The organism is Flavobacterium amniphilum (assembly GCF_023634845.1).
Lineage (GTDB): Bacteria > Bacteroidota > Bacteroidia > Flavobacteriales > Flavobacteriaceae > Flavobacterium > Flavobacterium amniphilum.
The window spans coordinates 91,595-115,845 of record NZ_JAMLJL010000006.1; the positions used below are offsets into that span (position 1 = coordinate 91,595).

Annotated in this window: 24 protein-coding genes and 1 tRNA gene; 5 read left to right on the plus strand and 20 right to left on the minus strand. The window is 36.8% G+C overall.

The features are described from left to right. Positions 1-51: 51 nt before the first annotated feature. The 9 genes from NAT51_RS08545 to NAT51_RS08585 all read right to left on the minus strand — a co-directional run bounded on the left by NAT51_RS08545 (position 52) and on the right by NAT51_RS08585 (position 5,164). Positions 52-618: a SanA/YdcF family protein gene (locus NAT51_RS08545; RefSeq protein WP_250597874.1), complete on the minus strand. Its 567-nt coding sequence runs from the start codon at positions 616-618 to the stop codon at positions 52-54. A gap of 1 nt (position 619) precedes the next feature. Beyond that, positions 620-970: a hypothetical protein gene (locus NAT51_RS08550; protein ID WP_250597876.1), complete on the minus strand. Its 351-nt coding sequence runs from the start codon at positions 968-970 to the stop codon at positions 620-622. 40 nt (positions 971-1,010) lie between these two features. Beyond that, positions 1,011-1,574 carry a hypothetical protein gene (locus NAT51_RS08555; RefSeq protein WP_250597878.1) on the minus strand — a complete coding sequence of 188 codons (564 nt, stop codon included), beginning with the start codon at positions 1,572-1,574 and terminating at the stop codon, positions 1,011-1,013. A gap of 10 nt (positions 1,575-1,584) precedes the next feature. Further along, entirely contained in the window at positions 1,585-2,046 is a 462-nt protein-coding gene (locus tag NAT51_RS08560; protein WP_250597880.1) for a hypothetical protein, read from the minus strand. Positions 2,047-2,136: 90 nt separating this feature from the next. Next, positions 2,137-2,685 (minus strand): pyridoxamine 5'-phosphate oxidase family protein, encoded by a 549-nt coding sequence (locus tag NAT51_RS08565; RefSeq protein ID WP_250597882.1) that lies wholly within the window; start codon positions 2,683-2,685, stop codon positions 2,137-2,139. Between the two features lie 282 nt (positions 2,686-2,967). Then, complete coding sequence (locus tag NAT51_RS08570; RefSeq protein WP_250597884.1) at positions 2,968-3,393, minus strand: VOC family protein; 426 nt, start codon at positions 3,391-3,393, stop codon at positions 2,968-2,970. A gap of 11 nt (positions 3,394-3,404) precedes the next feature. Next, positions 3,405-3,881 carry a VOC family protein gene (locus tag NAT51_RS08575; RefSeq protein WP_250597886.1) on the minus strand — a complete coding sequence of 159 codons (477 nt, stop codon included), beginning with the start codon at positions 3,879-3,881 and terminating at the stop codon, positions 3,405-3,407. Positions 3,882-4,052: 171 nt separating this feature from the next. Then, positions 4,053-4,637 carry a hypothetical protein gene (locus NAT51_RS08580; protein WP_250597888.1) on the minus strand — a complete coding sequence of 195 codons (585 nt, stop codon included), beginning with the start codon at positions 4,635-4,637 and terminating at the stop codon, positions 4,053-4,055. 182 nt (positions 4,638-4,819) lie between these two features. Continuing rightward, positions 4,820-5,164, minus strand: a complete 345-nt coding sequence (locus NAT51_RS08585; RefSeq protein WP_250597890.1) for a winged helix-turn-helix transcriptional regulator — start codon at positions 5,162-5,164, stop codon at positions 4,820-4,822. Between the two features lie 118 nt (positions 5,165-5,282). On the opposite strand from NAT51_RS08585, the gene NAT51_RS08590 reads away from it, so the two are divergent. Next, positions 5,283-6,020 carry an SDR family NAD(P)-dependent oxidoreductase gene (locus tag NAT51_RS08590; RefSeq protein ID WP_250597892.1) on the plus strand — a complete coding sequence of 246 codons (738 nt, stop codon included), beginning with the start codon at positions 5,283-5,285 and terminating at the stop codon, positions 6,018-6,020. A 202-nt stretch (positions 6,021-6,222) separates the two neighbouring features. Here the strand turns inward: NAT51_RS08590 and NAT51_RS08595 are convergent. The 4 genes from NAT51_RS08595 to NAT51_RS08610 all read right to left on the minus strand — a co-directional run bounded on the left by NAT51_RS08595 (position 6,223) and on the right by NAT51_RS08610 (position 8,640). Then, a tRNA-His gene (locus NAT51_RS08595) sits at positions 6,223-6,298 on the minus strand. 107 nt (positions 6,299-6,405) lie between these two features. Further along, a complete protein-coding gene (gene bshB1 / locus NAT51_RS08600; RefSeq protein ID WP_250597894.1) occupies positions 6,406-7,122 on the minus strand; it encodes a bacillithiol biosynthesis deacetylase BshB1 in 717 nt (238 codons plus the stop codon). Positions 7,123-7,159: 37 nt separating this feature from the next. Continuing rightward, a complete protein-coding gene (locus tag NAT51_RS08605; protein ID WP_250597896.1) occupies positions 7,160-8,215 on the minus strand; it encodes an isochorismate synthase in 1,056 nt (351 codons plus the stop codon). Continuing rightward, positions 8,212-8,640: a hotdog fold thioesterase gene (locus NAT51_RS08610; RefSeq protein WP_250597898.1), complete on the minus strand. Its 429-nt coding sequence runs from the start codon at positions 8,638-8,640 to the stop codon at positions 8,212-8,214. Before NAT51_RS08610 ends, NAT51_RS08605 begins: the two co-directional genes overlap by 4 nt. Before the next feature lie 120 nt (positions 8,641-8,760). Between NAT51_RS08610 and NAT51_RS08615 the strand changes: the two genes are divergently transcribed. Continuing rightward, positions 8,761-10,323 carry a right-handed parallel beta-helix repeat-containing protein gene (locus NAT51_RS08615; protein WP_250597900.1) on the plus strand — a complete coding sequence of 521 codons (1,563 nt, stop codon included), beginning with the start codon at positions 8,761-8,763 and terminating at the stop codon, positions 10,321-10,323. Between the two features lie 61 nt (positions 10,324-10,384). Here NAT51_RS08615 and glyA read toward each other — a convergent pair whose 3' ends face one another. Next, a complete protein-coding gene (gene glyA / locus NAT51_RS08620; RefSeq protein ID WP_250597902.1) occupies positions 10,385-11,659 on the minus strand; it encodes a serine hydroxymethyltransferase in 1,275 nt (424 codons plus the stop codon). Positions 11,660-11,772: 113 nt separating this feature from the next. On the opposite strand from glyA, the gene fahA reads away from it, so the two are divergent. From fahA to NAT51_RS08635, 3 genes are all read left to right on the plus strand, one after another. After that, positions 11,773-13,056, plus strand: coding sequence for a fumarylacetoacetase (fahA, locus tag NAT51_RS08625; RefSeq protein ID WP_250597910.1), 1,284 nt, complete (start codon positions 11,773-11,775; stop codon positions 13,054-13,056). A 67-nt stretch (positions 13,057-13,123) separates the two neighbouring features. Continuing rightward, positions 13,124-13,642 carry a hypothetical protein gene (locus NAT51_RS08630; protein ID WP_250597912.1) on the plus strand — a complete coding sequence of 173 codons (519 nt, stop codon included), beginning with the start codon at positions 13,124-13,126 and terminating at the stop codon, positions 13,640-13,642. A gap of 166 nt (positions 13,643-13,808) precedes the next feature. Next, positions 13,809-14,996: a hypothetical protein gene (locus NAT51_RS08635; protein ID WP_250597914.1), complete on the plus strand. Its 1,188-nt coding sequence runs from the start codon at positions 13,809-13,811 to the stop codon at positions 14,994-14,996. A 56-nt stretch (positions 14,997-15,052) separates the two neighbouring features. Here the strand turns inward: NAT51_RS08635 and NAT51_RS08640 are convergent, their stop codons facing one another. From NAT51_RS08640 to NAT51_RS08665, 6 genes are all read right to left on the minus strand, one after another. Further along, a complete protein-coding gene (locus NAT51_RS08640; protein WP_250597916.1) occupies positions 15,053-15,754 on the minus strand; it encodes a response regulator transcription factor in 702 nt (233 codons plus the stop codon). 3 nt (positions 15,755-15,757) lie between these two features. After that, complete coding sequence (locus NAT51_RS08645) at positions 15,758-17,341, minus strand: sensor histidine kinase (RefSeq protein WP_250597918.1); 1,584 nt, start codon at positions 17,339-17,341, stop codon at positions 15,758-15,760. A gap of 68 nt (positions 17,342-17,409) precedes the next feature. Next, the gene (coaE, locus tag NAT51_RS08650; protein WP_250597920.1) at positions 17,410-17,997 is read right to left on the minus strand and encodes a dephospho-CoA kinase; all 588 of its coding nucleotides are present in this window, start codon (positions 17,995-17,997) and stop codon (positions 17,410-17,412) included. Continuing rightward, on the minus strand, positions 17,997-18,995 hold the full coding sequence (locus NAT51_RS08655) for a glycosyltransferase (protein ID WP_250597922.1): 999 nt from the start codon (positions 18,993-18,995) through the stop codon (positions 17,997-17,999). Before NAT51_RS08655 ends, coaE begins: the two co-directional genes overlap by 1 nt. A gap of 84 nt (positions 18,996-19,079) precedes the next feature. After that, entirely contained in the window at positions 19,080-21,245 is a 2,166-nt protein-coding gene (locus NAT51_RS08660) for a T9SS-dependent choice-of-anchor J family protein (RefSeq protein ID WP_250597931.1), read from the minus strand. A gap of 131 nt (positions 21,246-21,376) precedes the next feature. Beyond that, positions 21,377-24,220: a T9SS type A sorting domain-containing protein gene (locus NAT51_RS08665; RefSeq protein WP_250597939.1), complete on the minus strand. Its 2,844-nt coding sequence runs from the start codon at positions 24,218-24,220 to the stop codon at positions 21,377-21,379. Between the last annotated feature and the right edge of the window lie 31 nt (positions 24,221-24,251).

Below are 24,251 nucleotides of genomic sequence, written 5' to 3' on the forward strand. Positions count from 1 at the left end.
GTTGGTATTGATGGTACTGTAAATGTAGAGGAAGTCATAAAAATAGTGGTTTCACAAAGCCTCTTTATAATAAGCTGCAAACTCGCGTGGCAATGAATAAAGATCCCACCATTCAAAGAAGTTGGGGCTTGCGCTTTCGATGTTTTCGAAACCTTTATTCCGGAACAGTTTTTTGGTTCGGGTTTGATGGAAATACTGCGAAACCGATATGGCACTTTTAAGGTTCAGGCTATCCAGGATGTGGATGGAATTGATTACCGTTTTCTCGGTATCATTTCCGAAATTATCTACGAAAATTTTATTGGCCGGCACCTTATTCATCACTAAGTATTCCTTCATTTTATCTCCTTCCCAGTGGCCTTCTTTACCGAATCCTCCGCTTACGATGATTACCTTTACCCTATCCGCATTGTAAAGCTCCAATCCTTTATCGACACGTGCTTTAAGTCTTTCCGAAAGTGTACCGTCAGGATTTACCTTGCTGCCGAGAATGATTGCTGCGTCGGCCGATTGGTTTTTATCGGTCAGTCCGTCAATTGTAATGTAGAGCGAATGGATTATGCCCCAAAGGATGCAGAATATGAGGAATATTTTGAGGTATTTAAGTGTTTTTTTCAATTTAATTAAGTTTAGGAGCTACAAACTTTATTTCTTCCAGATCTTTCAGACAGAACCATCCTTTCAATTTTTTATTTGAAGAAACATCGAATTCGCCGTAAACAAATCCCCTTGATTTTTTCGTTGCAACCAGAAGGTTTTGACCCAGTGCCACTTTCGTTTTTGAACCAGCCTCCGGTTTCTTATACATATTGGCCATTCCCCCTTCAACCGAAACATAATTACCTATGAAAGAATCCTGTTGCGGGTTATACCTGTTGTTTTCTTTTGAGAAGTTTGACTCAAATGCAATTGCAGTGATGGTTGCAAAAACTGTTATAAAAGCGATGATGTATTTTTGTGTGTTTTTCATGAGGTGTTTGTTGAGAGTTGTCAATTCTATCAACGTTTTTTTAGTCAGTATAATATTGTTTAGACCAGTTGGCAAAAGCATCTTTGTATTTCAGCTGTGCCGATTCAATAATTGCATCCGGGTTATTGATTTGCTCCAAATTATAATCTGTTTTCAGCCATTCCAGAAATTCATTTAAGTCTTCACTTTCTTCGTAGTCTTCTTCATCCTTATAGAAGTAAACCTCATCAAAATCTACCGAAATTTCGGTATCAAAAGTCAGCAAGTGAAGCAGCTGCAATAAGTTTTCAGCCACGATATGTACACCCCCTTCATCACCGAAAACGGCTATTGGCATTTGATCCAGTTCCTTACCGGATCCGTCATCCCAAATCGTGTAAAATGAGCCTGATCCGTTAGCCTGTGCAATTGGATATAATTTATCCAGAAAAGCTTCTTCATTGCTCCAGGTTTCGAGTCCGTACCAGCTGTCGATATACACACCAAACCCTTGCGAGTAGCATTCGAAAGAAGAAGTATTATTTTGAAAATGGATCAGTTTTTCCAGTGTTACGGGTAGCGCTTCCAATTGGAAGTTTTCTTTGAAGTTGTTGATATCTATCATATATATTATCTTATTCGTTTTTATAAGCCGGGTTTTTGATTACTTTCATTTCGGTATATCGGAACACTTTTGCTTTAGGCAGTTTTTCTTCCATTTCCACTGTGCCCTGTGGATAATCTTTTCTTTCATAAAACTGACCTTTAATTTTAAGAAAGTGTTTATACGGAAGAAAGTAATCAGGCAATTCTAATTTATCATTAGCCGGTTCGAGATAAAAATGCGATTCGATACCCGGATTTGAATTTAAATCTTTGGTCAGGATCCATTGCGGACAGGCGCAACCCCATACGGTGTAGGACACTTCAAGACTTTCAATTTTTCCAGTCAACTTGTTTGTTGGATCAGAAATGATTTTTGTGTATTTATTCTCCTCTTCTTTTTGAATAATCGCCTTATCATTTTTTATTTCCCTGCAGGAAGATAATGTCAGACCAAGAGAAAAAAATATTACTATGTTTTTTAGTAAATTCATTTTTATGTGTGAATTACCCAAAAGTAGTAATTATATCGTATGCAGATAAGATAAAAACAAATCTATCACTTCGGCTAAGTTATATTTTATTTAAATCAACGGTTTGATATCCGAATAAAAGCTTGACAATGCCTTTTCCGGTACCAAATGTTGTTTACCGAACCATTTATCGATTTTCACTTTTACGACATGAACGGGATTTGCTTCCGTGGCGGATGATTCCTTGTACGTTGTAGTTGGAATATGGCTGAAAAACTTATTGAAGAAGCTTTTCATGGCGTTCATTTTCTCTTCCTGTTCGTCTACAATTCTTATTTTACCGTAAATGATCACGCTTTGGTATTCCCCACCGAAGTTTACTGTCCTGTCAGACGTATACAGTTTACCGTATTTGTAGATTGAAATGGAAATCGGTTTACCGTCAGTCATTTCGCTGCCTCCGTATCCGTATTTTGAAAAATGGAACATGATTTCGTTGTTTTCTTTATCGAAATCAAAAAATGTCGAATGAATTAAGGGAGCTTCTTCTGTGTTAACGGCAACGGTACATGAGGCAGTATTTTCCAGAAGCGAATACATGAAATCTATTTCTTCTTTTTGTCGGTCGGTTCTTCTTACTTTGTCTATTTTTTTTTCCATTTTGGGGTTTATTGGGTTTGCATTTTCGTTTTGGACTACCCTATTGTATTTAAGTATTATTGCTGAACGACGTCAAACAACTCCGTTTACAAGCCAAGCGAATTTACTAAAAAAGGGGTTTGTCTTGTAAGAAAAAGATTAAAATGAATTGATTCCTGTTGCTATTCTCCTAATGCTTTTATCTATAGTGATGTTATGGTATTGAAAAGGAGATCGGTACAAAAAAGCCCTGAAAGAGTACAGGGCTTTTGATTGTTTTATTTTGGATTAGTTTAGTCTTTCTTACTGCTTTGAAGCAAAATCCACCATCCATTCGATGCCGTATTTATCCCTGAACATTCCGAAATAAGATCCCCAGGGACTGTCACCGATAGGCATTTCTACACTACCTCCGGCTGAAAGTCCGTTAAATAACTTATCTGCTTCCTCACGGCTTTCTGCAGTGATGCATATTTTGGATCGGTTTTCATTTTCACTTACCCGGCCCAACATTTCCGGAACATCATTAGCCATCAGTGTATTTTGACCAATTGGTAATGCAATGTGCATTATTTTATTGGCTTCCTTTTCCGGTATTTCAAATTCCGGGTTCGATAAATCTTTGAACCGGACAATTGTTGTAAAATCTCCCCCAAATACTGATTTATAAAAATTAAATGCTTCTTCGGCGTTCCCGTTGAAGTTGATGTGCGGATTGATAATTGCCATAGATTTTAGTTTTATTTAAGTTCAGACAGTATTAATTTCTTTTGTTTAAAGGTGTTCGTTATCACTTTTTCCCTTACTGCAGGATCGTTACTGTGCAGTAGTTCAAAATATTCAACCGGTACAACCTGCCATGACAAACCATATTTGTCTTTGCACCATCCGCAAGGTCCTTCTTCCCCACCATTGGCTGTCAGTGCTTCCCAATAGTAGTCGACTTCGTCCTGGTCTTTGCAATTTACAACGAGTGATATGGCTTCATTGAATTTAAACATGTCACCAGCTGCGAGGATGGAAAATTCGATACCGGCTAGTTCCATTACAGCTGTTTCAAAGCTGCCGTCATTGCCACTGCCATCTGCATTTGGCATATTTTCAAATAAGCGGTAGTCTTTCAGTTTGCCGTCTTTAAATATAGACAGGTAGTATTCGGCAACTGCTTTGGCATCTTTTTCAACCCAAAGACAGGGTGTTATTTTTTGATTGTCCATTGTATTTAGTTTGTTTGTTGTTTCTATATCAATTTGACGAAGTATGATCAAAATTGCTTATCAAAATTACATTTTGCTTTTTATCATTGTCCAAATTGTCCATAAAGCAAACATGAGAATGTTTACACTATACTAATCTACAAAAAAACAACCATTTACCATCATAAAAGTTTATATCACACCTGTTGCAATAAATGAAAGTAAAACCGAAATTACGGTTGCGATGAATGTTACCACATAAACAACAGCATTATTTCTAGATTGTTTTGTAATAAATTTAATTGAAGAATAGCAGATAAACATGACAAAGAAAAATAAGTACGATACAATTCCTCCAAAAATAAACGTACTCAAAAACAAGAATAAAAACCCTAAAAGACTTCCTGCCAGAATTCCTAATAAGCTTCCAAAGACAGTTTTCGAATTAATTTTTTTATCAGCGGTCATTTTCTGATGTTCCTCAAATTTTCTTTCGATCAGATCATTTAAATCATCATGTCTTAAAACATCTGATTTTATAAATTGCTTTATGAATTCCAAATCTTTAAAATCGCTGCTTAATTCAAAAACTTCTTTAATAATTCGGTCAACTTCAACGCGATGCTTTTTATTATTATCAATTGCTCTGAGAAATTTATCCAGACCTCCCCGATTTTCAATTTCCTGTATTATTTCAGGTTCAACTTTTCCGGAATAAGCTATCATGTTTGCATAAGACTCAATCAAATCGTCGTACGAAAATTTACTATAGTGCATTTTAGAATTTTGTTGATTAACGTTAAACTAACTTAGCTCATAAATATAGGTCATAGATCGAAATACAACATTATTTACAGTAGGCTAAATGTATAAAAAACACTTGATGTAAGATTTTATCTGAAACTATTAAATACAAAAGTTCTATCTAATATACTCAACCCTACTTTTGGCAATACTTATTAGCTTATATTTTCAATTAAGTTTGATTTACTCCACTTCATAATTCCTTCTAAAAGCTCCGATAATGTAACCCCTTTTTCAGTTAAGCTGTATTCTACTTTTGGCGGAATAACAGGATAAGAAACCCGTTTAATGATGTTTTCTTCTTCTAAACTTTTTAGCTGTTGGGAAAGCATTTTTTGCGTAATTCCGTTCATTGATTTGTCTAATTCACTGAAACGCATTGTTCCATTTTTTAGTAAAAGCCATACAATTACAGGTTTCCATTTACCTCCGATTTTGTCCATAAAAACAGTTATGGGACATTCGGTGGCATTTTTATATTTTTTTTCAATAATTTCCATTAATCAAGGTGTTGATTTTCAACAATTCCGTCTTTTTTGTAAGTACATTACTTCTAAGTGCGTTCTTGCCATAAATGTAGTTATGTTTTTTCTTTGTGAGAAAATTAAACGGAAAATAATGGATAAAAAAGTAATTGTCATTACAGGCGGTACAACAGGAATTGGTTTTGCCTGTGCAGAGCATCTTATAGATAAAGGTTATGAAGTTGTTATTACGGGGCGGTCTGAAGAAAACTTAAATGAGGCTTTGAAAAAACTGAAATATAAAGCAACAGGATTTATATCGGATACTTCAAATTTATCTGCGATAGATGAGCTTGTGGATTTGGTCAAAGCGAAATACACCAAAATAGATGGCTTATTTGTCAATGCCGGAATTTTCAAATCGTCGGGTTTTGAAGCCACTACAGAAGAGATTTTTGATGAAACGATGAATATTAATTTCAAAGGAGCTTTTTTTACAACGCAAAAATTTGTTCCCATTTTAAAAAATCCATCGAGTGTGGTTTTAAACACGTCGGTAGTAGTTTTTAAAGCGTTTGCAGATACAAGTGTTTATACGGCAAGTAAAGCGGCTATCGAAAGTATCGCTAAAGTTTTGAATTTGGAACTTGCATCAAAAGGAATTCGTGTAAATATTATCAGTCCCGGTGTTACAGAAAGTCCAATTCAACAAAAATCGGGCATGAGTAATGAAGCGATTAAAAATCTGTTAGATCATTTTTCAACTATTTCTCCAATTGGCAGAATTGTTAATCCGAAAGATATTGCACCTGTTTTAGAATTTTTGGTTTCTGAAAATTCGTTGGTTTTACGCAATGAGAAAATTATTGTCGATGGTGGGACAACGATGTAGCCACAGTATTTTTTAAATCCGAATTGCATTTTGCAGCAAAGTAGTTGTAGCATTTTTTTATCAGGAAACTTTATTGCTACAAACCGGTTGTAGCATTTTTTTGATCATCCAAAAAAATGGCTACAGATAAAGTTTTAAAGGACTACTGTTAAACACGAGAGTAAAGGACACAAAAAAAGCCCTGAATTACTTCAGGGCTTTTGGGTGAAAGACGGGTCTCGAACCCGCGACCTTTGGAACCACAATCCAACGCTCTAACCAACTGAGCTACAATCACCATTTGGTATTTGCTTGAGGGCTTTTACTTCTTAAAGAGGCTCATTTCCCTTTTGCGAGTGCAAATATATTGCAAAAGTTGGGTTTTGCAAAAGTTTTTTACAAAAATTTACTTCAAATCCCCTAAGCTATTGACTGCCAAATATCTTTCTACCGTAAATCCTTCGGCAAAATCTGTTCCGATAAGCCTTCCGAGGTCTTGTGCACGGTATTTTACGCTGTCCAGAAAGTTTTTTGAAGTAATTGGCGTTTCCGGTTCATTAGTTCCCGGATTATAAAACTGAGACGAATAAGCCAAAATGGATTTCATTTTGATGTCCATAAAGCCCGTCACATCAACAACAAAATCAGGTTCAATTGGCAACCATTGGATATAATGATAAACTAATTTAGGACGCCAGGCTTCCTGTATACTATTATTATAACTTGTTTCTATTTTGGGTAATCCTGATAAAAAGCACGCATCGGATACCAGTTTATTCCCTTTACCGTGATCGATATGGCGGTCGTTAATAGCGTTACAAATCACGATTTCGGGTTTATATTTACGGATCATGCGGATCACTTCCAGCTGGTGTTTTTCATTATTACGGAAGAAACCGTCACGGAAGTTCAGGTTTTCTCGAACTGATACTTTTAAGATTTCAGCTGCCTTTGCCGCTTCCTGATCTCGGATTTCGGCCGTACCGCGCGTCCCGAGTTCACCCCGTGTCAAATCGACAATTCCGACTTTCTTTCCTAACGAAATTTCTTTGGCCAAGGTTGCGGCACAACCCAATTCAACGTCATCCGGATGCGCTCCGAAGGCTAATATATCTAACTTCATAAATTAATTTTGTATTTCATGAAACGGACAATAAGTGTTATAAAACACGTCTCATTGTTTTTGATTTATTTCTGGTTTCTTCCCATTCGGCTTCGGGGTTGCTGTCTTTGGTAATTCCGCAACCTATAAATAATTGGGCCTGATTCATTATTATTTTCATACAACGCAGATTGACAAAAATATCAGTTGCATTGTCATCATTTCCGAAATTATGATTCAATTCCCCTAAAAAACCGGTATAAAACTCACGATCGTAGCCTTCAAATTTCAAAATAAAATCTTTTGCGGTGAATTTTGGCAAACCACATACGGCGGGTGTCGGATGCAGGATATCAATGACTTTCTTCAAATTCGAATCATCGTTGATAATTCCTTCAACATCAGTACGCAAATGCAGTAAATTCCCGGCTCTTGAAGTATACGGATTCGATGCCGATATATTGAACGCGTGTGATTTCAGATTTTCGAGAATGAATTCGGTAACAAATTCCTGTTCTTCTTTTTCCTTTTCTTTCCAGAAAACGACTTCTGTTCCTTCATAGGTTTGTGTCCCTGCCAATGACATTGTATTGAAAACATCGCCTTCGGCCTGAATCAGTTTTTCCGGTGTTGCTCCCATCCACGTTCCCACTTTCGGATGAAACCAGCAATAACAAAAAGCCGAAGGATACAATTGCAGCATCCGTTCAAAAGTCAGTTGCATGTCAAAACTATCCAGGTTTACAATTTCTTTCCTTGACAGCACAACTTTACTGAATTCACCTCTTCTGATAGCAAAAACTCCTTTTTTGACCAATGTAACAAACGCTTCTTTCTCAAATAAGTTTTCAGTTTCATCACTGATATGCGATTCGAATTCATGCTCGAAATAAATACTGTTGTAGATTACTTCGGTTTTATCAAGCGGAAAAATCACGGGTGTACCATCGAAAGGTGCGAATACGAATCCTTTTTCGGTAAAGTTTTCGGAAAAATAAAGATGGTCATTATTCTGGAATACCCCAATCAAAGTCTTTGAATTAGGCTTTCTGTAAACCACGTAAGGCAGGTTTAGTCTTTGATGGAGGTGAACTTTTTCGAATAAACTTTTCATCCTTGTCTTTTGGGCAAAATCATATTAGTCAGTTTACAAAGTGAAATGATGCTTCCCTGCTCGTCAACTATTTTAATTTCCCACAGGTGAATCGATCTTCCTTTGTGAATAATTTTTGCGGTAGCAGTTACGACACCTTCTCTTTTGCTTTTTAAATGATTGGCAGAAATTTCAATTCCCCTTACCTCCTGTTTTTCATGATTGATAAACATGATAGAGGCTGCACTTCCAACACTTTCAGCCAATGCAACTGATGCTCCTCCGTGCAATAATCCCATAGGTTGGTGCACTCTCGTATTTACGGGCATGGTTGCAACTAAAAAGTCCTCACCGGCATCAACATATTCAATTTCAAGAGTTTGCATCAGGGTATTTTGGCACCATTCATTGCATTTTTTAAGAACTTCTTCTTTATTAAAAGACATATTTTTTATTTAGTGTATCAAATTTACGAAATTTACGATTAAATTTAATCGGGCAGAATAAAAAACAATTTCGCCCGTTTATAATAATTGACTATTTTTATCAAAATTTAATCTGAAAAAATGCGCTATATACTCCTGTTTTTCGCTGTTTTAAGTTTATCACTTACTTCCTGCAGAAAGGATTTTGAAACCGTTGCGAGTAACGGAAAACTGAAATTTTCAAAAGACACCGTTTACCTGGATACTGTTTTCACCAACACCAGTACCAGCACTTATACTTTAAAGGTTTATAACAAAAGTAGTGATGACATCCATATCCCCTCGATAGCCTTCCAAAGAGGCGATAATTCCAAATACCGTATGATGGTTGACGGAATGAGAGGCAGGGACAATAAAGGAAAGTATTTTGAAAATGTGGAGATATTGGCCAAAGACAGTTTGTACATTTTTATTGAAGCAACAGCCGGAATTGAAGAGGCCGATCCAACCGATTTCCTCTATACCGATAAGATTTTATTTGATTCCGGAAGTAACCAACAGGATGTTGACCTCGTTACTTTAATACAGGATGCCTATTTTATTTATCCGCAGCGGACACAAAATCCTGACGGAACATTTACCTATGAAGGATTACCGTTATCTGAAACCAATCCTAAATTAACTTCTTTTCCTTTAGATGAAAGTGATCCGGTCAACGGAAACGAATTACATTTCAACAATACAAAGCCGTATGTCATTTATGGTTTCCCAACCGTCCCGAATAACAAAGTACTGGAAATCGATGCGGGTGCAAGAGTTCATTTTCATGATCAATCAGGTATAATTGTAGCTAATGATGCCAGTATTCATGTTAATGGAACACCGTCGACAACAGCAGCATTGGAGAATGAGGTTATTTTTGAAGGCGACCGTTTAGAACCCGGATTTGCCGAAGTACCCGGACAATGGTTTTCGATTATTTTAACCGACGGAAGTACGGACAACCGTTTCAAAAACCTAACCATCAAGAATTCAACTGTTGGTTTGTTTATCCAGAATAATGACGGAACGACTGTTGAAATAGAGAATACACAGATTTACAATTCATCGGTAGCCGGGATTTTAGCCCGCACCGGAAAAATAAACGGAAAAAACATTGTAATCAACAAAGCCGGACAATATGCTTTAGCCTGTACACTTGGAGGAAATTACAACTTCAACCACTGTACATTTGCCAATTACTGGTCAGGTGGATCACGGTCGACACCGGCCGTCATAATAAGCAACACTCTTAATGACGGACAAACAGCACCAGTTAACTTAGACAATGCGACTTTCACTAATTCGATTATTTACGGAACTAACAGTATTGAGGTTGGCTTAGTAAAAGACAGCAATACTAGCATAACATTTAACTTTGATATCAACTACTGTTTAATCCGCTTTAGTGATTTGAACAATCAATTTACCGGACCGATGTATGATTTCGTCAAAAACCCGGCTTCGAAAAATAATATCGTGAGTAATTTCCAGACATTGAACGATCCGAAGTTCAAAGATGCACAAAAGAACAATTTGAGGGTTTTATTAGCTTCATCGGTTATTGGAAAAGGAAACAATGCACTTATCATACCTAAAGATGCTGATGACAGAGACAGAACTTCACCACCCGATTTAGGAGCATACCAACATTTGAATGAATAAAAATTATAAATAAAAATCCCGCCTTTAAGCGGGATTTTTTTATATTTAAGAATATTTGTTTTTAGAAAACAAACATTGCTCTTTCGCTCATCATGTCGTTTACTTCATCAGCAACCTGCTCCAATACTTCTTCGTTTGTATGGTTCATCAATACACGGTCGATTAAATCCACAACTGTTTCCATATCTGCTTCCACTAAACCACGGGTTGTGATTGCCGGAGTTCCCACACGGATACCAGACGTTACAAATGGTGATTTATCATCAAAAGGAACCATATTTTTATTTACAGTGATTTCAGCTTTGACCAAAGCATTCTCAGCTTCTTTTCCTGAAATATTTTTGTTGCGTAAGTCAATCAACATCATGTGGTTGTCTGTACCACCTGAAATGATGTTATATCCTCTTTTTACAAATGCTGCAGCCATAGCTTTTGCATTTTTCTGTACCTGTACTGCATAAGTAAAGAACTCATCTGATAAACACTCACCGAAAGCTACCGCTTTAGCTGCAATTATATGCATCAAAGGCCCACCTTGGTTTCCGGGGAAAACAGACATATCCAATACGTGGGACATCATTCTGATTTCACCTTTTGGCGTTGTTAATCCCCACGGGTTTTCAAAATCTTTACCCATCATGATCATACCGCCACGCGGTCCGCGCAATGTTTTATGTGTAGTAGTTGTTACAATATGACAATGTGGAATTGGGTCATTCATTAAACCTTTAGCGATTAAACCGGCAGGATGTGAAATATCAGCGATAAGAATTGCTCCTACTGAATCAGCGATTTCTCGGAAACGTTTGAAATCCATATCACGTGAATAGGCCGAAGCACCGGCAATAATCATTTTAGGCTGCTCTTTAGTCGCAATTTCCTGAATTTTATCGTAGTTTAAAACTCCAGTTTCTGCATCTACACCGTAGAAAACAGGGCTATATAATTTACCTGAAAAATTAACCGGTGAACCGTGTGTCAAGTGGCCTCCGTGCGACAAATCAAAACCTAAAATTTTATCCCCTGGTTTTAAACAAGCAGCAAAAACAGCTGTATTAGCCTGTGAACCTGAATGCGGCTGCACATTTACATACTCGGCACCAAAAAGCGCTTTTGCTCTGTCAATGGCGATTTGCTCTATAATATCAACCACTTCACAACCACCGTAATATCTCTTACCCGGATAGCCTTCAGCATACTTATTGGTTAAACATGAACCGGCTGCTTCCATAACCTGGTCACTTACAAAATTCTCAGAGGCAATAAGCTCAATACCGTGAATCTGTCTGTCTTGCTCATCAAGAATTAAATCAAAAATTTGTTCGTCGCGTTGCATTTTAATTAATTTTTGTTAAATACCCGTCAAAAGTACAAAAAGTGTTTGGTATAATCCCAATAGAAACTATATTTGAACTATCAAAACAACATATTATCACAAAAAAATAAATTATGCCTATAACTGCTAACAACCCAAACAGAAAATCATGGTTAGAAATTACTTCCGACAGTGATTTCCCCATACAAAACATTCCTTTTGGAGTATTTTTAACCAAAGAGAATATCGTAACTGTAGGGACGCGTTTGGGAGATTTTGCCATTGATTTAGGTGCGTTGCAACAATTAGGATACTTCGAAGGAATTGAATTGACTGATGATGTTTTCTTACAGGACACACTGAATGATTTCATTTCTGACGGAAAAAAAACGTGGCGATTAGTCCGTAACCGCATTGCAGACATTTTTGATGCCGAAAACCCGGCTTTGAGAGATAACAAAAAACACCGTGACGTCGTTATTTTCAGAATGGAAGATGTGGAAATGCAGCTTCCGGTTTTCATTGGAGATTACACCGACTTTTATTCAAGTAAGGAACACGCTACCAATGTTGGAAAAATGTTCCGCGATCCGGAAAATGCTTTATTACCGAACTGGTTACACATTCCGGTAGGTTACCACGGAAGAAGTTCGACGATTGTTCCTTCAGGAATTCCGGTTCACAGACCAATGGGACAAACCATGCCGGCTGATGCTACAGCACCTGTTTTCGGGCCATCAAGATTGGTAGATTTTGAATTGGAAACTGCCTTCATCACAACCGATGCCAACATTATGGGCGAAAACATTCCGGTAGGTGAAGCTGAAGATTATATCTTTGGTATGGTATTATTGAATGACTGGAGTGCACGTGATATCCAAAAATGGGAATATGTGCCACTTGGACCATTCCTGGCTAAAAACTTTGCTTCATCGATTTCACCTTGGATTGTAACGATGGATGCTTTGGAGCCATTCCGTTGTGCACAGCCAAAACAGGAGCCTACTCCACTTCCTTATTTACAACAGACAGGTGATCATGCCTTCGATATTAATTTACAGGTAGCCATTACTCCTGAAAACGGAGACGAAACTGTCGTTTGTGATTCAAACATGAAATATATGTATTGGACCATGAGCCAGCAGTTGGCACACCACACCATTAACGGATGCAGAATCAACTCCGGTGATATGATGGGTTCAGGAACGATTTCCGGGCCAACAGAAAATTCATTCGGGTCGATGCTGGAACTGACTTGGGGCGGAAAAAACCCAATACAGATGAAAGACGGTTCAGAACGCAAATTCATCAATGACGGCGATACGGTAATTATGCGTGGATACTGTCAGAATGATAAAGTAAGAATCGGTTTTGGAGAAGTTTCAAGCAAATTGCTTCCTCCTATTCCAACGAAATAAGAAAAATATACCCTATTTAAAATAAGAGCAATTCCATAAAGTTGCTCTTATTTTTTTATCTTTAAGTATGAAAAAACTAATAGCTTTAGGTTTCATCTTAATTGCAAACCTTATTTTCGCCCAAAAACCTTGTGAATCTGACCCAAAATACAATGAATTCGATTTCTGGATCGGAACATGGGACGTCTACGGATTAAACGGTAAGCTAACCGGAAATTCACGGATATCAAAAATATTGGACAATTGTGTCATACTTGAAGAATGGACTTCTGCCGGAGCACAAAGAGGACTCATCTTTAGCGGTAAAAGCTACAATTCCTATAATGCAGCGACAAAACAATGGCAACAAAACTGGGTTGATAATACAGGCGGAAGCACTGAATACTTAACCGGTCATTATGAAAATGGAGTTATGCATTTTTTAAGTCGGCCATTCCCGAATAAAAACGACTCTACAAGTATTCGAAAACTGACTTTTTTCAAACTCAAAGACGGAAAAGTAAGACAGCTTGGTGAAATCTCGGCAGATGAAGGTAAAAGTTGGTCGACAGAGATTGATTTAGAGTACCGCCCGTCCGGGAAATAGTGGCTTTAATTCATTAAAAAAATGTAATTTCGTGAAGTTTTTTCATAGCCCCGATGGAAGCGGCATCCTTTTTGTTATACGTAACGCAAGTGAAGTATAACAAAAAGATACAGCGTACAGCCGGAAATAGCTCCTAAAAACATATCTTTGCCAAAATCTCAATTCTATGAAAAAAATTACGATTTTAATCTTATCGGTTTCATTTTTAATCAGTTGCAGCGGTGTTAAGAAAACACAATCACTTTTGAGTGATGGAAATTACGATGCAGCCATTAGCAGATCTGTCGAATCATTAAAAACAAACAAGGCCTCCAAAGGCAAACAGGAATACGTTTATTTATTGGAAGAAGCCTTTGCAAAAGCCAAAGAGCGTGATTTACGCAATGTGGAAATGATGCAGAAAGAAGGCAATCCTGCTAATTTTGAGAAAATTTACAACACTTATATTCAAATAAATAACCGTCAGGAACGCATCAGACCGTTGCTTCCGCTACCACTTTTACAGGAAGGACGTAATGCTATTTTCCCTTTTGACGATTATTCGGTACAGACTATCAAAGCAAAAGATGCCTTATCGAAATATTTGTACGATAACTCAAAAGCGTTAATGAAGCAAAACGATAAAATGAGTTTCCGTAAGGCTTTTGATGATTTAGGGTATTTAAACGAAATCAATCCGGGTTATAAAGACATTAAAAACCTGATGGACGAAGCACACTTCAAAGGAACTGATTATGTCCATGTGTACACAAAAAACGAAACGAACATGATCATACCAACCCGTTTACAAAGCGATTTGTTGGATTTCAGTACTTTTGGACTGAATGACAAATGGACGGTATACCACAGCAACCGCGTAAAAGATGTTAAATATGACTTTGCGATGATTGTGAATTTCAGAAACATCGATATTTCACCGGAACAAATTAAAGAGCGTGAATTTGTAAAAGAAAAGCAAATTGCCGACGGTAAAAAACCTGTATTGGACGCACAGGGAAATCCGGTTAAAGATGCACAAGGCAACACTGTGATGGTTGACAATATGAAAACCGTTCGTGCCAAAATCTACGAATTCAAACAATTCAAAGCGTGTCAGATCACCGCTAAAATTGACTATATCGATTTTAGAACCAATCAGTTGATCGATACTTTCCCATTGTCAAGCGAATATGTTTTTGAATATATCTATGCTAATTACAATGGTGACCGCAATGCGTGTGACAGTGATTATTTACAGTATTTCGGAAGAAGATCTGTCGCTTTCCCAACCAGCGAACAGATGGTTTACGATTCAGGAGAGGATTTGAAAGCCAAACTGAAAAACATCATTACACGAAATAAATTCAGAAGATAACAGACATAAAAAAAGCGCTCTTTAAAAGAGCGCTTTTTTTATTTATGCTGTATTTTTTATTTCTTCACAACCAATCTGAAACCTTCTCCGTGAATGTTTAAGATTTCGACATTTCCGTCAGATTTCAAATACTTACGTAATTTAGCGATGTACACGTCCATACTTCTTGAGGTAAAGTAGTTATCGTCTCTCCAGATTTTTGTCAGTGCTAATTCCCTTGGCATTAAGTCATTTTCGTGTAATGCGAGCATTTTAAGCAATTCATTTTCTTTAGGAGACAATTTGATAGGCTCGTCACCAGGGAAAGTCAGGAAGCGCAATTTGGAATTCAAATGGAATTTACCAATTTCAAATTCAAATTTAGCCACATCAGCTTTCACTTCAGAAGCTTTGCGTTGTATAATTGCCTTAATTTTCATCAATAAAACTTCCGAATCAAAAGGTTTGTTCAGATAATCATCTGCTCCAACTTTATATCCTTTCAATACATCTTCTTTCATTGTCTTTGCAGTCAGGAAAATCAATGGCACTTCCTTATTTTTCTCACGAATCTCTTTAGCCAAAGTAAAACCGTCTTTGTATGGCATCATGACATCCAGGATGCACAAATCGTAATTGTCTTTCTTAAACTTCTCGAATCCTTCCATACCGTTTTTGGCTAAGACAACTTCGAAATCATTCATAGACAAATAGTCACGAAGAATTGAACCAAAATTTGGATCATCTTCAACTAATAATATTTTTTTGCTTGTTTCCATAATTTAATAAATTAATGGGAGTTTGATTATAAATGTACTTCCTTTTCCTTTTTCACTTTCCACCATCACTTCTCCGTGATGGTCATCTACTATTCTTTTCACGTAGGCTAAACCTAATCCGTGGCCTTTTACATTATGGATATCTCCTGTATGTTCACGGTAAAATTTGTCAAAAATTTTCTTTTGGGCCACTTTACTGATTCCTGATCCCTGATCCTTTATTTTGACAACAATGAAGTTTTTGATATTCTCTGAAGTCACATGAATAATTGGTTTATCAGGTGAATATTTGACCGCATTTTCCAGAATATTGACCAGAACATTTGTAAAATGAACATCGTTTAGTAAAACGGTTGTCTTGGTTGCTTTCAGATTGACATCAATTTGTCCTTCCCTGTCTTCAATAATCAGGCTTACGTGTTCAACCGCTTCTTCGATGATATCATGCATATTGCACGATTCCTTTCTGATATCCAATTCTTTTTTCTCCAGTTTTGAAATACGCAACACATTTTCTACTTGGGCGTGCATACGCTTATTTTCATCTTTGATCATTTGAAGGTAACGATGTACTTTTTCCTTATCATCAATTACTTTCGGGTTTTTGATTGCATCAAGAGCCAGATTGATGGTCGCAATCGGTGTCTTGAATTCATGTGTCATATTATTGATAAAATCTGTTTTGATTTCAGAAATATGACGCTGAGTATTCAATTGCTTCAACGCACTGTAATAAGCCACAATAATAATTGCAGTGAACAAAAATGATAATACTGCAATTCCAATTAAATCAGAAGCCAAAAAAGCTTTTTTCTTTGGAAAACTAACTAGTAACTGAAACTTGCTTACACCGTCGTTATCAGTAAATATTGGTGTATCAAAAGTATTCTTCTTATCAAATTTAAAATCCTCTGTCCTAACTTTTGTCGCTAAGCCATTACTATAGACCCCGAATTCAAATGGTGTTTTGATACCGTATTCATTCAATTCACTACGCAATAATGCTTCCAGTTGCTGATTTGACACACGCTGTGTAATGGAGCGCGTAGCGGCAATATCTTTAAAATTAAGTTGAAACTGTGCTTTATCCAAAACTTCAACGACTCCTGTTTTTTGTATTTTTTCAGCAGGCAAAACATCAGTTCCGGCATCTTCATTCTGAATTGTATTTTCGTTATAAACCTCAGTTACACGCTTTGCTACATAATTTTTGATCCGTGTTGAATCATTTGCTTTATCAAAGAACGAAGCCGAAATCGAATAATCTTCCGGTATGATACTACTTGAATATATGATCGTTTCATTTGTCAATTCATTTTTTTCGACATAAAAAAATTTCATCAACTCACTTCGTTGCGGCGCTTTACCTATACTATCCTTTAACTGGTTAAACCTGCTTAAGAAAGAAAATGCTTCCTGCTCTTCGACTTTCTTGGCAACATTTGAAATTACCTGCTTAACCTGATAGGTAAATTGCTCATCTTTATTCTTAAAAGAAGCGTGAATAAGATATCCCTGAACAGCGATGATACCCAAAAGGGCAACTGTCATTAAAACGATCACTAAACGAAACAGGGCTTTATTCATTGATACAAATTTAATATTTTAACATTTGACTCCTAAATGGATTAACCAAATATTAACAATTAATAAATTTACTGAAGATTTTTCAAAATTTTAAGAATTTCGGAGGTTTTTGACTTTGTTTCTGCATAATTTTCATTTTCTATAACAAAATCGCTTTTAGAAATTCTTTCGGCATCGGACCATTGATTCCGGATTCTCTCCAAAACATCTTTTTCCGAAGCGTTATCACGTGCCATTACCCTTTTAATGCGGGTCTCAAGTGAAGCATAAACAGTGATTATTTTATCACAATATTTATAACTCCCACTTTCAAATAAAATAGCAGCTTCTTTAATTACAAATGGAAATTTTTCATGGCTTTTAACCCAATCATCAAAATGTTTTTTGACCAAAGGATGCACAATAGAGTTGAGCTGTTTCAGCTTTTCAGGATGATTGAAAACTATAGCTGAAAGTTTTTTACGGTCAATCTGTCCGTCATTAAGAACTTCTGATCCAAAAACCACTTCGACCTTTGACACAGTTTCGGGGAAAAGCATAATTTTTTTGGCTTCCTCATCGGCTATGTAAACAGGAATACCTTCGGCTTCAAAAAGTCTTGCTACAGTTGTTTTACCACTGCCAATGCCTCCGGTTAGTCCTATTATTTTAGTCATTATACTTTAAAAAAGAGTTCTGGAAATGCTTCTTGTGGTTTTTTCTTCAAAATATTAATCTTAAAATAAGATTCTATAAAACCTAATCCATATCCGAAAAATTGTCTCCACAAAGCTATTATGGTATAAAATCCGACTATTAAATTTCTGTTTTTGTATGTTGATGCAAGGAAAATCAAAACCGTATAAGCGAAATAAAGCTTCAAAATCCAATCAAAAGTAAAAACCAAACCAATTAATCCAACTATAAAAAACAATACAAATAAAGCCGGCAAAAAGAATGTTGGTTTTGCATATTCAGGATACCATTGATTAAGAATAGGACGAACCTTTCCGAATTTATTCACCTGAATGTAAAATTTTTCCCAATCAATTCTTCTTTTATGGTATACAAATGCTTTTGAAATCAATTTTGTTTCATATCCTAATTTCCATAAACGGATTGATAAATCAGGATCTTCTCCCGGGTGAATATTTGAAAATCCTTTAGAAGCCTCAAAAGCTTTTTTTGAAATCCCCATATTAAAACTTCTGGGCTGGAATTTTTCCAATTTTTCGCTCGCTCCCCTTACTCCTCCTGTTGTCAAAACTGAAGTCATTGTGAAGTTAATCGCTTTTTGTATAGATGTAAAGCTAGGTAGCATATTATCCGGTCCTCCAAAACATTCAACGTATTTTTCAGTCAGACTTAAATCAACCTCTTTTAAATAATCCGGCGGTATGATGCAATCAGAATCAAGGATGATAAAATAATCTCCCTTTGCATACTGCATCCCGAAATTACGCGAATCACCAGGGCCTGAATTATACTTCAGATAATAAGTTATTTGCAGTTTACTCCGGTATTTATCAACAATACTTTCACATGGTACAGTAGAACCATCTTCAATAATAACCACTTCAAATGGCTTCTGATAAGTTTGCTTAGTTAAACTCTCCAAAAGCTCATCAATCTCTTCAGGACGATTATAAACGGGGATGATAAAAGAAAAATTCATTTGTAAAATTTTGGCAAAGGTACATTTTAACAAAAAATGCCACAATAAATTGTGGCATTTTTTAACATTTACATAACTGAAAATCTATTCTTTAATAACTTTAATTGTATTTACCAATCCGTCAACAGTAACTTTAACCAAATAAGTACCTCTTGACAGACCTGACATATTGATTTCAGAAGACAATGCATTAACTTTTACATTCATTATTTCCTGACCTAACAAATTGTGAACCGAAACAGATGATATTTCTTTCACATAAGATAGTCTGAATATATCTTTAACAGGATTTGGATACGCTTTAAATCCGTTTAAGTCAAAAGAATCGTTTCCTAATGATGCATCATAAGCTGAAACCCTGAATGTTCCGAAATTATTATTTCCATACTCCCAAACCCTGAAATACAATATTTCTCCAGGTGTTCTGCCTGTTACAGAAATTAACGGCTGGTCTTGCGGATCACTACTTGAATAATCATCACAATCTTCCAATACTAAAGCACCACAAGCACCACTGTAAACAGCTCCTGCACCATCAGTAATACCTCCTGAATCTGTATTTACTTCAAAAGTCAATGAGCCAGAAGCAGGAACAATAGCACTATACCAAACGTCTCCACCAAGATAGCTGGCACAACCCGGAGCAGGAATTGAAGGGTTTCCATTTTCAGAAGCAGTAGCCCCAACATTTGTACCTACAACTTCACCAGCTCCAAAACTTCCGCCAGGGGTTAAAACTGTTGCTCCGGCACAATCATTATTTGCAGGCGGTGTAGCCAAAGTAGTGAAAGGAACTGTCGACCATGCACTGTAAACTCCAGCACCACAATTTGTTCTTACATGAAAATAATACTGTGTAAGCGGTGTTAATGGAGTTGCATTATAAGTATTTGAACTCGTTGGCGTACCAGCTCCAACCGGATTAGAAGCCAAATTATCCAAAACATACTCAAAATTTCCTGAAGCCGGCGCCCATGTAATTGTTGCTGAATTATGCAACAATGGATTCACAATAAGGTTAGTCGGTTCCACACAAGCCGGTGATAATCTGATTTCAAAATTATCAACAGAAAAATCAATATCAGCATTACCGTTAGCACCACCTTCAATAGCCCTGAAAGCAAATCTAACATTTTGACCTGCAAAAGCATCAAGATCAATTACATTTACCGAACCTGTATTTGACGGAACATTAGTATCATTATATGTATAAAGCACTGTCCAGTTCGTGGTTCCAGTAGATACTAAAACTTCAACAGAATCATCAGCTTCCCAAGGAGTTGTTGGAGGAGTTGTTGCGGCATATTGAGCAGCAGCGGCTTCAAATTTAAGTTCATATCCTGTTGCCGGTATTGTATACAAAGGAGAAATAATCCAATCATTTGCACCTGATGTATAAACATTATACCTGATTGCTCCCGTTGTACCATTATTCCCAAAACCATCAGCCAACCAACCACTTGCACCAAAAGTACTTGGACCAGTTGTCAAATCACCATTATCTCCTTCCTGCCAGCATCCCGGTAAGAAAGCCGTAAAATCTTCTAAAGCAGGAACAGCAATTGCACCACATGTTGTAAATGAAGATTCTGTACAAGCAGTAGCATCACCAATTCCATTATACGGAACAACCGTTACATAATAAGTAGTTCCAGGTAATAATGTACCTAAATCATAAGAAGTCACATTTCCTGCATCGAACATATTCAATACATTAGTACCACCAGGTGTAGTTCCGACTTTCAATTTATATCCGGTTGCTCCACCAGTAGCCACTGGCCAGGCAATAGAACTACCCAAAACATTAATCTCACCATTAGCAGGTGCAGATAAAGCCACACAGGCTGGAGCGGCTGTAGCAGTAAAAGTAACTTCTACATCGATTATAATATCCACACCATCCGAATAGGCATCCAAATCACTTGACGTAATTGTAAGTGTTGTAAAACCAGTAATATCAACATCATTAAAGTCGGCCGCACATCCAGTGATCGGAGTACCGCCATCTATTGACAAGTCAAATGAATACCAGTCTCCACAAAAAAAAGAATCAAGACTTCCATCAGCACCGGTTAACTTCATGCTTGTAACCGGACCAGCACCGTTACAATTAATATCAGCTGCGTTGATCGTCAATACCGTAGGACCATCATCTGATCCTGTAGCATTAAATGTTTGCCGACAGGTAGATTGCGCATTTACATGCAATCCAGTAATTAGCAACATTAACAATAAAGTAATTTTTTTCATATTAATTTTTTATAGTTTTTGCTAAAATTAAAAAAAAACTGACAAAAAAAAACATTTAAAGTTAATTCTATATAATATTAACAAAAAAAGCCCGTGATTACTCACGGGCTTGTCTAAAATATTTTGATCAATTATTCTTTAATCACTTTAATTGTATTTGTTAATCCGTCAACATTAACCTTAACTAAATAAGTACCTCTTGACAAACTAGCCAAATTAATTTCAGAAGCCAAAGCATTTACTTTTTGACTCAATACTTCCTGACCTAACAAGTTATGAACAGAAATTGAAGAAATTTCTTTCACATAAGATACTCTGAATATATCTTTTACAGGGTTAGGATATGCTTTAAATCCATTTAAATCAAAAGAATCATTTCCTAATGAAGCGTCATAAGCAGACAATGCAAATGTACCATTTGTAGCCGAAGACCATCTCCAAACTCCTATATAAAGGGTTTCTCCTGGTGTTAGACCTAACAAATTCAAAATAGAAAAATTACCAGTACCTTCATCATCACTACAGCCCACTTCTGTTAATGCACCACAAGTACCAGAGAAAACACTAAGAACTGTATCAGTCAAAGGCGAAGCACCATCTACTTGAGTTTCAATCGTAATACTTCCTGATGCCGGCACAACAACTGAATACCAAACATCATTAGCTCTGTTAGCCTGGCAACCATAAGTCAAACCAGTAACAGTATTTGCTCCTACAGTTGTTCCAACAACATCATACTCACCAAAAGAACCTCCAGCCGTTAAAGCAATCGCACCTGAACAGTTGTCATTTGAAGGAGGAGTTGCCGGAGTAGTGAAAGAAATTGTAGACCAAACACTATATAATGGTCCCGCACATACTGTTCTTACATGAAAATAGTATGTTGTTGAAGGCGATAGTAAAGTTGCATTATAAAGTTCACCAGACAAAGTTGTACCAGCACCTGCAGGATCAGTAGCAACGTTATCCAGAATATATTGATAATTTCCTGTTGTAGCTGCCCATGATATATCAGCTGCTGAAAATGTTAAATTATTAACTACCAAACTTACTGGGTTTGAACATGAAGGTGTTAATCTAATTTCAAAATTATCTACGATGAATTCAATATCTGCACCTCCATCTGTAGCTCCCTCAACGCCTCTAAAAGCAAATCTTACTGTTTGTCCGGCATAAGCATCTAAATCTAAAATATTTGTTGAACCGGTACTAGAAGGTACATTACCATTATTATAAGTATACAAAACCGTCCAGTTATTTGTACCAGTAGAAACCAAAACTTCTACAAAATCATCAGCTTCCCATGCTGTTGTAGGTGCTGAAGTTGAATTCCATTGATTTGCCGACGCATCAAATTTCAATTCATAACCCGAAGCAGGAATTGTATATAAAGGAGACAAAAGCCAATCGTTATCCCCAGTTGCATCCAAGTTAATTCTTGTAGCTCCAGTTGTACCTACATTTCCAAAACCATCAGCAACCCAAGCACTTGTACCAAACGTAGCCGGACCAGCAGTCAAATCACCATTATCTGCTTCAATCCAACAACCCGGAACATATGTCGCAAAATTTTCCAATGCCGGAACAGACAAAGCTGAACAAGTTGTAAAGTTACCTATATTCGTTCCGGTAGATGTATTAAAGTAAAAATCATATGGACCTGAACCACATCTAACATATTCATATGCTTTAATATAATATTGTGTCCCTCCAGAAAGCCCTGTTACATTAACTGTCGCAGCTGTACCATCATAAATTAGCTGTTGTCCTGAACCTCCATAAACAGCATTAGCAGTTAATGCCGGTGCATTACCGTTTACAGGATCTGTAAATGTTGGAGAATTACTAATAAAAACTGCTCTTCTGTTTCCGTTTCCATTTGTCCAGTTAACTGTCGCTTGTGAATAACCAATTGAAGCAGCCGGAATAGTTACTGCAGTAATCTGATTAGTTGGAGCTACAGGAATGGTAATTAGCACTGAAGCTGTTTGTGCAGATAAAACTGAGTTAGAACATGTCACATTTAATCTGTAATAAATAGGTGTTCCTGAAAACACTGGTGGAGTATATGAAGCTGTAGTTGCGCCAGAACCTCCTACTGCATTTGCCCAAGCATCTGCTACACCATTGTCATTTGATTCTTCCCATTGGAATGTAATACCAGTTACACCTGTAGAAAAACCACTAGCTACCAAATTAGCTGGTGTTACTCCTGAACATATATTTTGTGAAGCCGGAGTCACACTTCCTGCAACTGGCGTTCCAGAACACGCTACAGGCGGAGTAAAAATCAGTTTTTTACCAGCTAAATTTGCCATAACAGTAGCATTGATACTATTATTCGCCGTAACTGATGAAGCCGTAGAGCTAGCCGCCGGTGTTACACTTAAGAAAGATGTCATGTCATTTAGACCAACAGATGCAGAAACTGTATTTGTAGTTGTAAATGGAGAACTATAAACCATTTCAATAACGTTTGTAGTTTCATACAGTCTGAGTATTGTTGAAACAGCCGCACCTGAAGTTGATCCAGTACCACCTATTTTCGTATTATGCCAGTTTACTGTTAAAACCTGATTTGGAGCTGTACCTGTTAATGAATACCTAATTGTACCAGTACTTAAATGGTTATCATCCCAGAAAGTAGCAATAAACGGTTTATTTACTTGAGCTCCGTTAGTTAGAGTATTAGTCCAGTGATTATCAACAGCATCAACTATAGGTGCGCCAAGTTTAATAATACCGTTGGTACTAATACTAAAAGTTGAATAAGAAACTCCGCCAAAAACGAAGTTAAATCCAATGTTTATGGAGTTTTCTTCTCCATCATCCCCTGTTGCAGTAGATGTAGTTCCCGTAATTTGTGCATAAGTTTCAGTTGACTCTGAAAACCCATAGGCACTTGCAGGCCCCTGTGCAAATACATCACATATTGACGCAAAGACCAGCAATAACAATAAAGTAATTTTTCTCATATTTCTTGTTTGTATATAATTAGCAAAGCAA

Bases quoted from the DNA above. Each gene is read 5' to 3' on its own strand.
- NAT51_RS08550 (WP_250597876.1), bottom strand. From the start codon at position 970: ATGAAAAACACACAAAAATACATCATCGCTTTTATAACAGTTTTTGCA.
- NAT51_RS08555 (WP_250597878.1), bottom strand. From the start codon at position 1,574: ATGATAGATATCAACAACTTCAAAGAAAACTTCCAATTGGAAGCGCTA.
- NAT51_RS08560 (WP_250597880.1), bottom strand. From the start codon at position 2,046: ATGAATTTACTAAAAAACATAGTAATATTTTTTTCTCTTGGTCTGACA.
- NAT51_RS08565 (WP_250597882.1), bottom strand. From the start codon at position 2,685: ATGGAAAAAAAAATAGACAAAGTAAGAAGAACCGACCGACAAAAAGAA.
- NAT51_RS08570 (WP_250597884.1), bottom strand. From the start codon at position 3,393: ATGGCAATTATCAATCCGCACATCAACTTCAACGGGAACGCCGAAGAA.
- NAT51_RS08575 (WP_250597886.1), bottom strand. From the start codon at position 3,881: ATGGACAATCAAAAAATAACACCCTGTCTTTGGGTTGAAAAAGATGCC.
- NAT51_RS08580 (WP_250597888.1), bottom strand. From the start codon at position 4,637: ATGCACTATAGTAAATTTTCGTACGACGATTTGATTGAGTCTTATGCA.
- NAT51_RS08585 (WP_250597890.1), bottom strand. From the start codon at position 5,164: ATGGAAATTATTGAAAAAAAATATAAAAATGCCACCGAATGTCCCATA.
- NAT51_RS08590 (WP_250597892.1), top strand. From the start codon at position 5,283: ATGGATAAAAAAGTAATTGTCATTACAGGCGGTACAACAGGAATTGGT.
- bshB1 (WP_250597894.1), bottom strand. From the start codon at position 7,122: ATGAAGTTAGATATATTAGCCTTCGGAGCGCATCCGGATGACGTTGAA.
- NAT51_RS08605 (WP_250597896.1), bottom strand. From the start codon at position 8,215: ATGAAAAGTTTATTCGAAAAAGTTCACCTCCATCAAAGACTAAACCTG.
- NAT51_RS08610 (WP_250597898.1), bottom strand. From the start codon at position 8,640: ATGTCTTTTAATAAAGAAGAAGTTCTTAAAAAATGCAATGAATGGTGC.
- NAT51_RS08615 (WP_250597900.1), top strand. From the start codon at position 8,761: ATGCGCTATATACTCCTGTTTTTCGCTGTTTTAAGTTTATCACTTACT.
- glyA (WP_250597902.1), bottom strand. From the start codon at position 11,659: ATGCAACGCGACGAACAAATTTTTGATTTAATTCTTGATGAGCAAGAC.
- fahA (WP_250597910.1), top strand. From the start codon at position 11,773: ATGCCTATAACTGCTAACAACCCAAACAGAAAATCATGGTTAGAAATT.
- NAT51_RS08630 (WP_250597912.1), top strand. From the start codon at position 13,124: ATGAAAAAACTAATAGCTTTAGGTTTCATCTTAATTGCAAACCTTATT.
- NAT51_RS08635 (WP_250597914.1), top strand. From the start codon at position 13,809: ATGAAAAAAATTACGATTTTAATCTTATCGGTTTCATTTTTAATCAGT.
- NAT51_RS08640 (WP_250597916.1), bottom strand. From the start codon at position 15,754: ATGGAAACAAGCAAAAAAATATTATTAGTTGAAGATGATCCAAATTTT.
- NAT51_RS08645 (WP_250597918.1), bottom strand. From the start codon at position 17,341: ATGAATAAAGCCCTGTTTCGTTTAGTGATCGTTTTAATGACAGTTGCC.
- coaE (WP_250597920.1), bottom strand. From the start codon at position 17,997: ATGACTAAAATAATAGGACTAACCGGAGGCATTGGCAGTGGTAAAACA.
- NAT51_RS08655 (WP_250597922.1), bottom strand. From the start codon at position 18,995: ATGAATTTTTCTTTTATCATCCCCGTTTATAATCGTCCTGAAGAGATT.
- NAT51_RS08660 (WP_250597931.1), bottom strand. From the start codon at position 21,245: ATGAAAAAAATTACTTTATTGTTAATGTTGCTAATTACTGGATTGCAT.
- NAT51_RS08665 (WP_250597939.1), bottom strand. From the start codon at position 24,220: ATGAGAAAAATTACTTTATTGTTATTGCTGGTCTTTGCGTCAATATGT.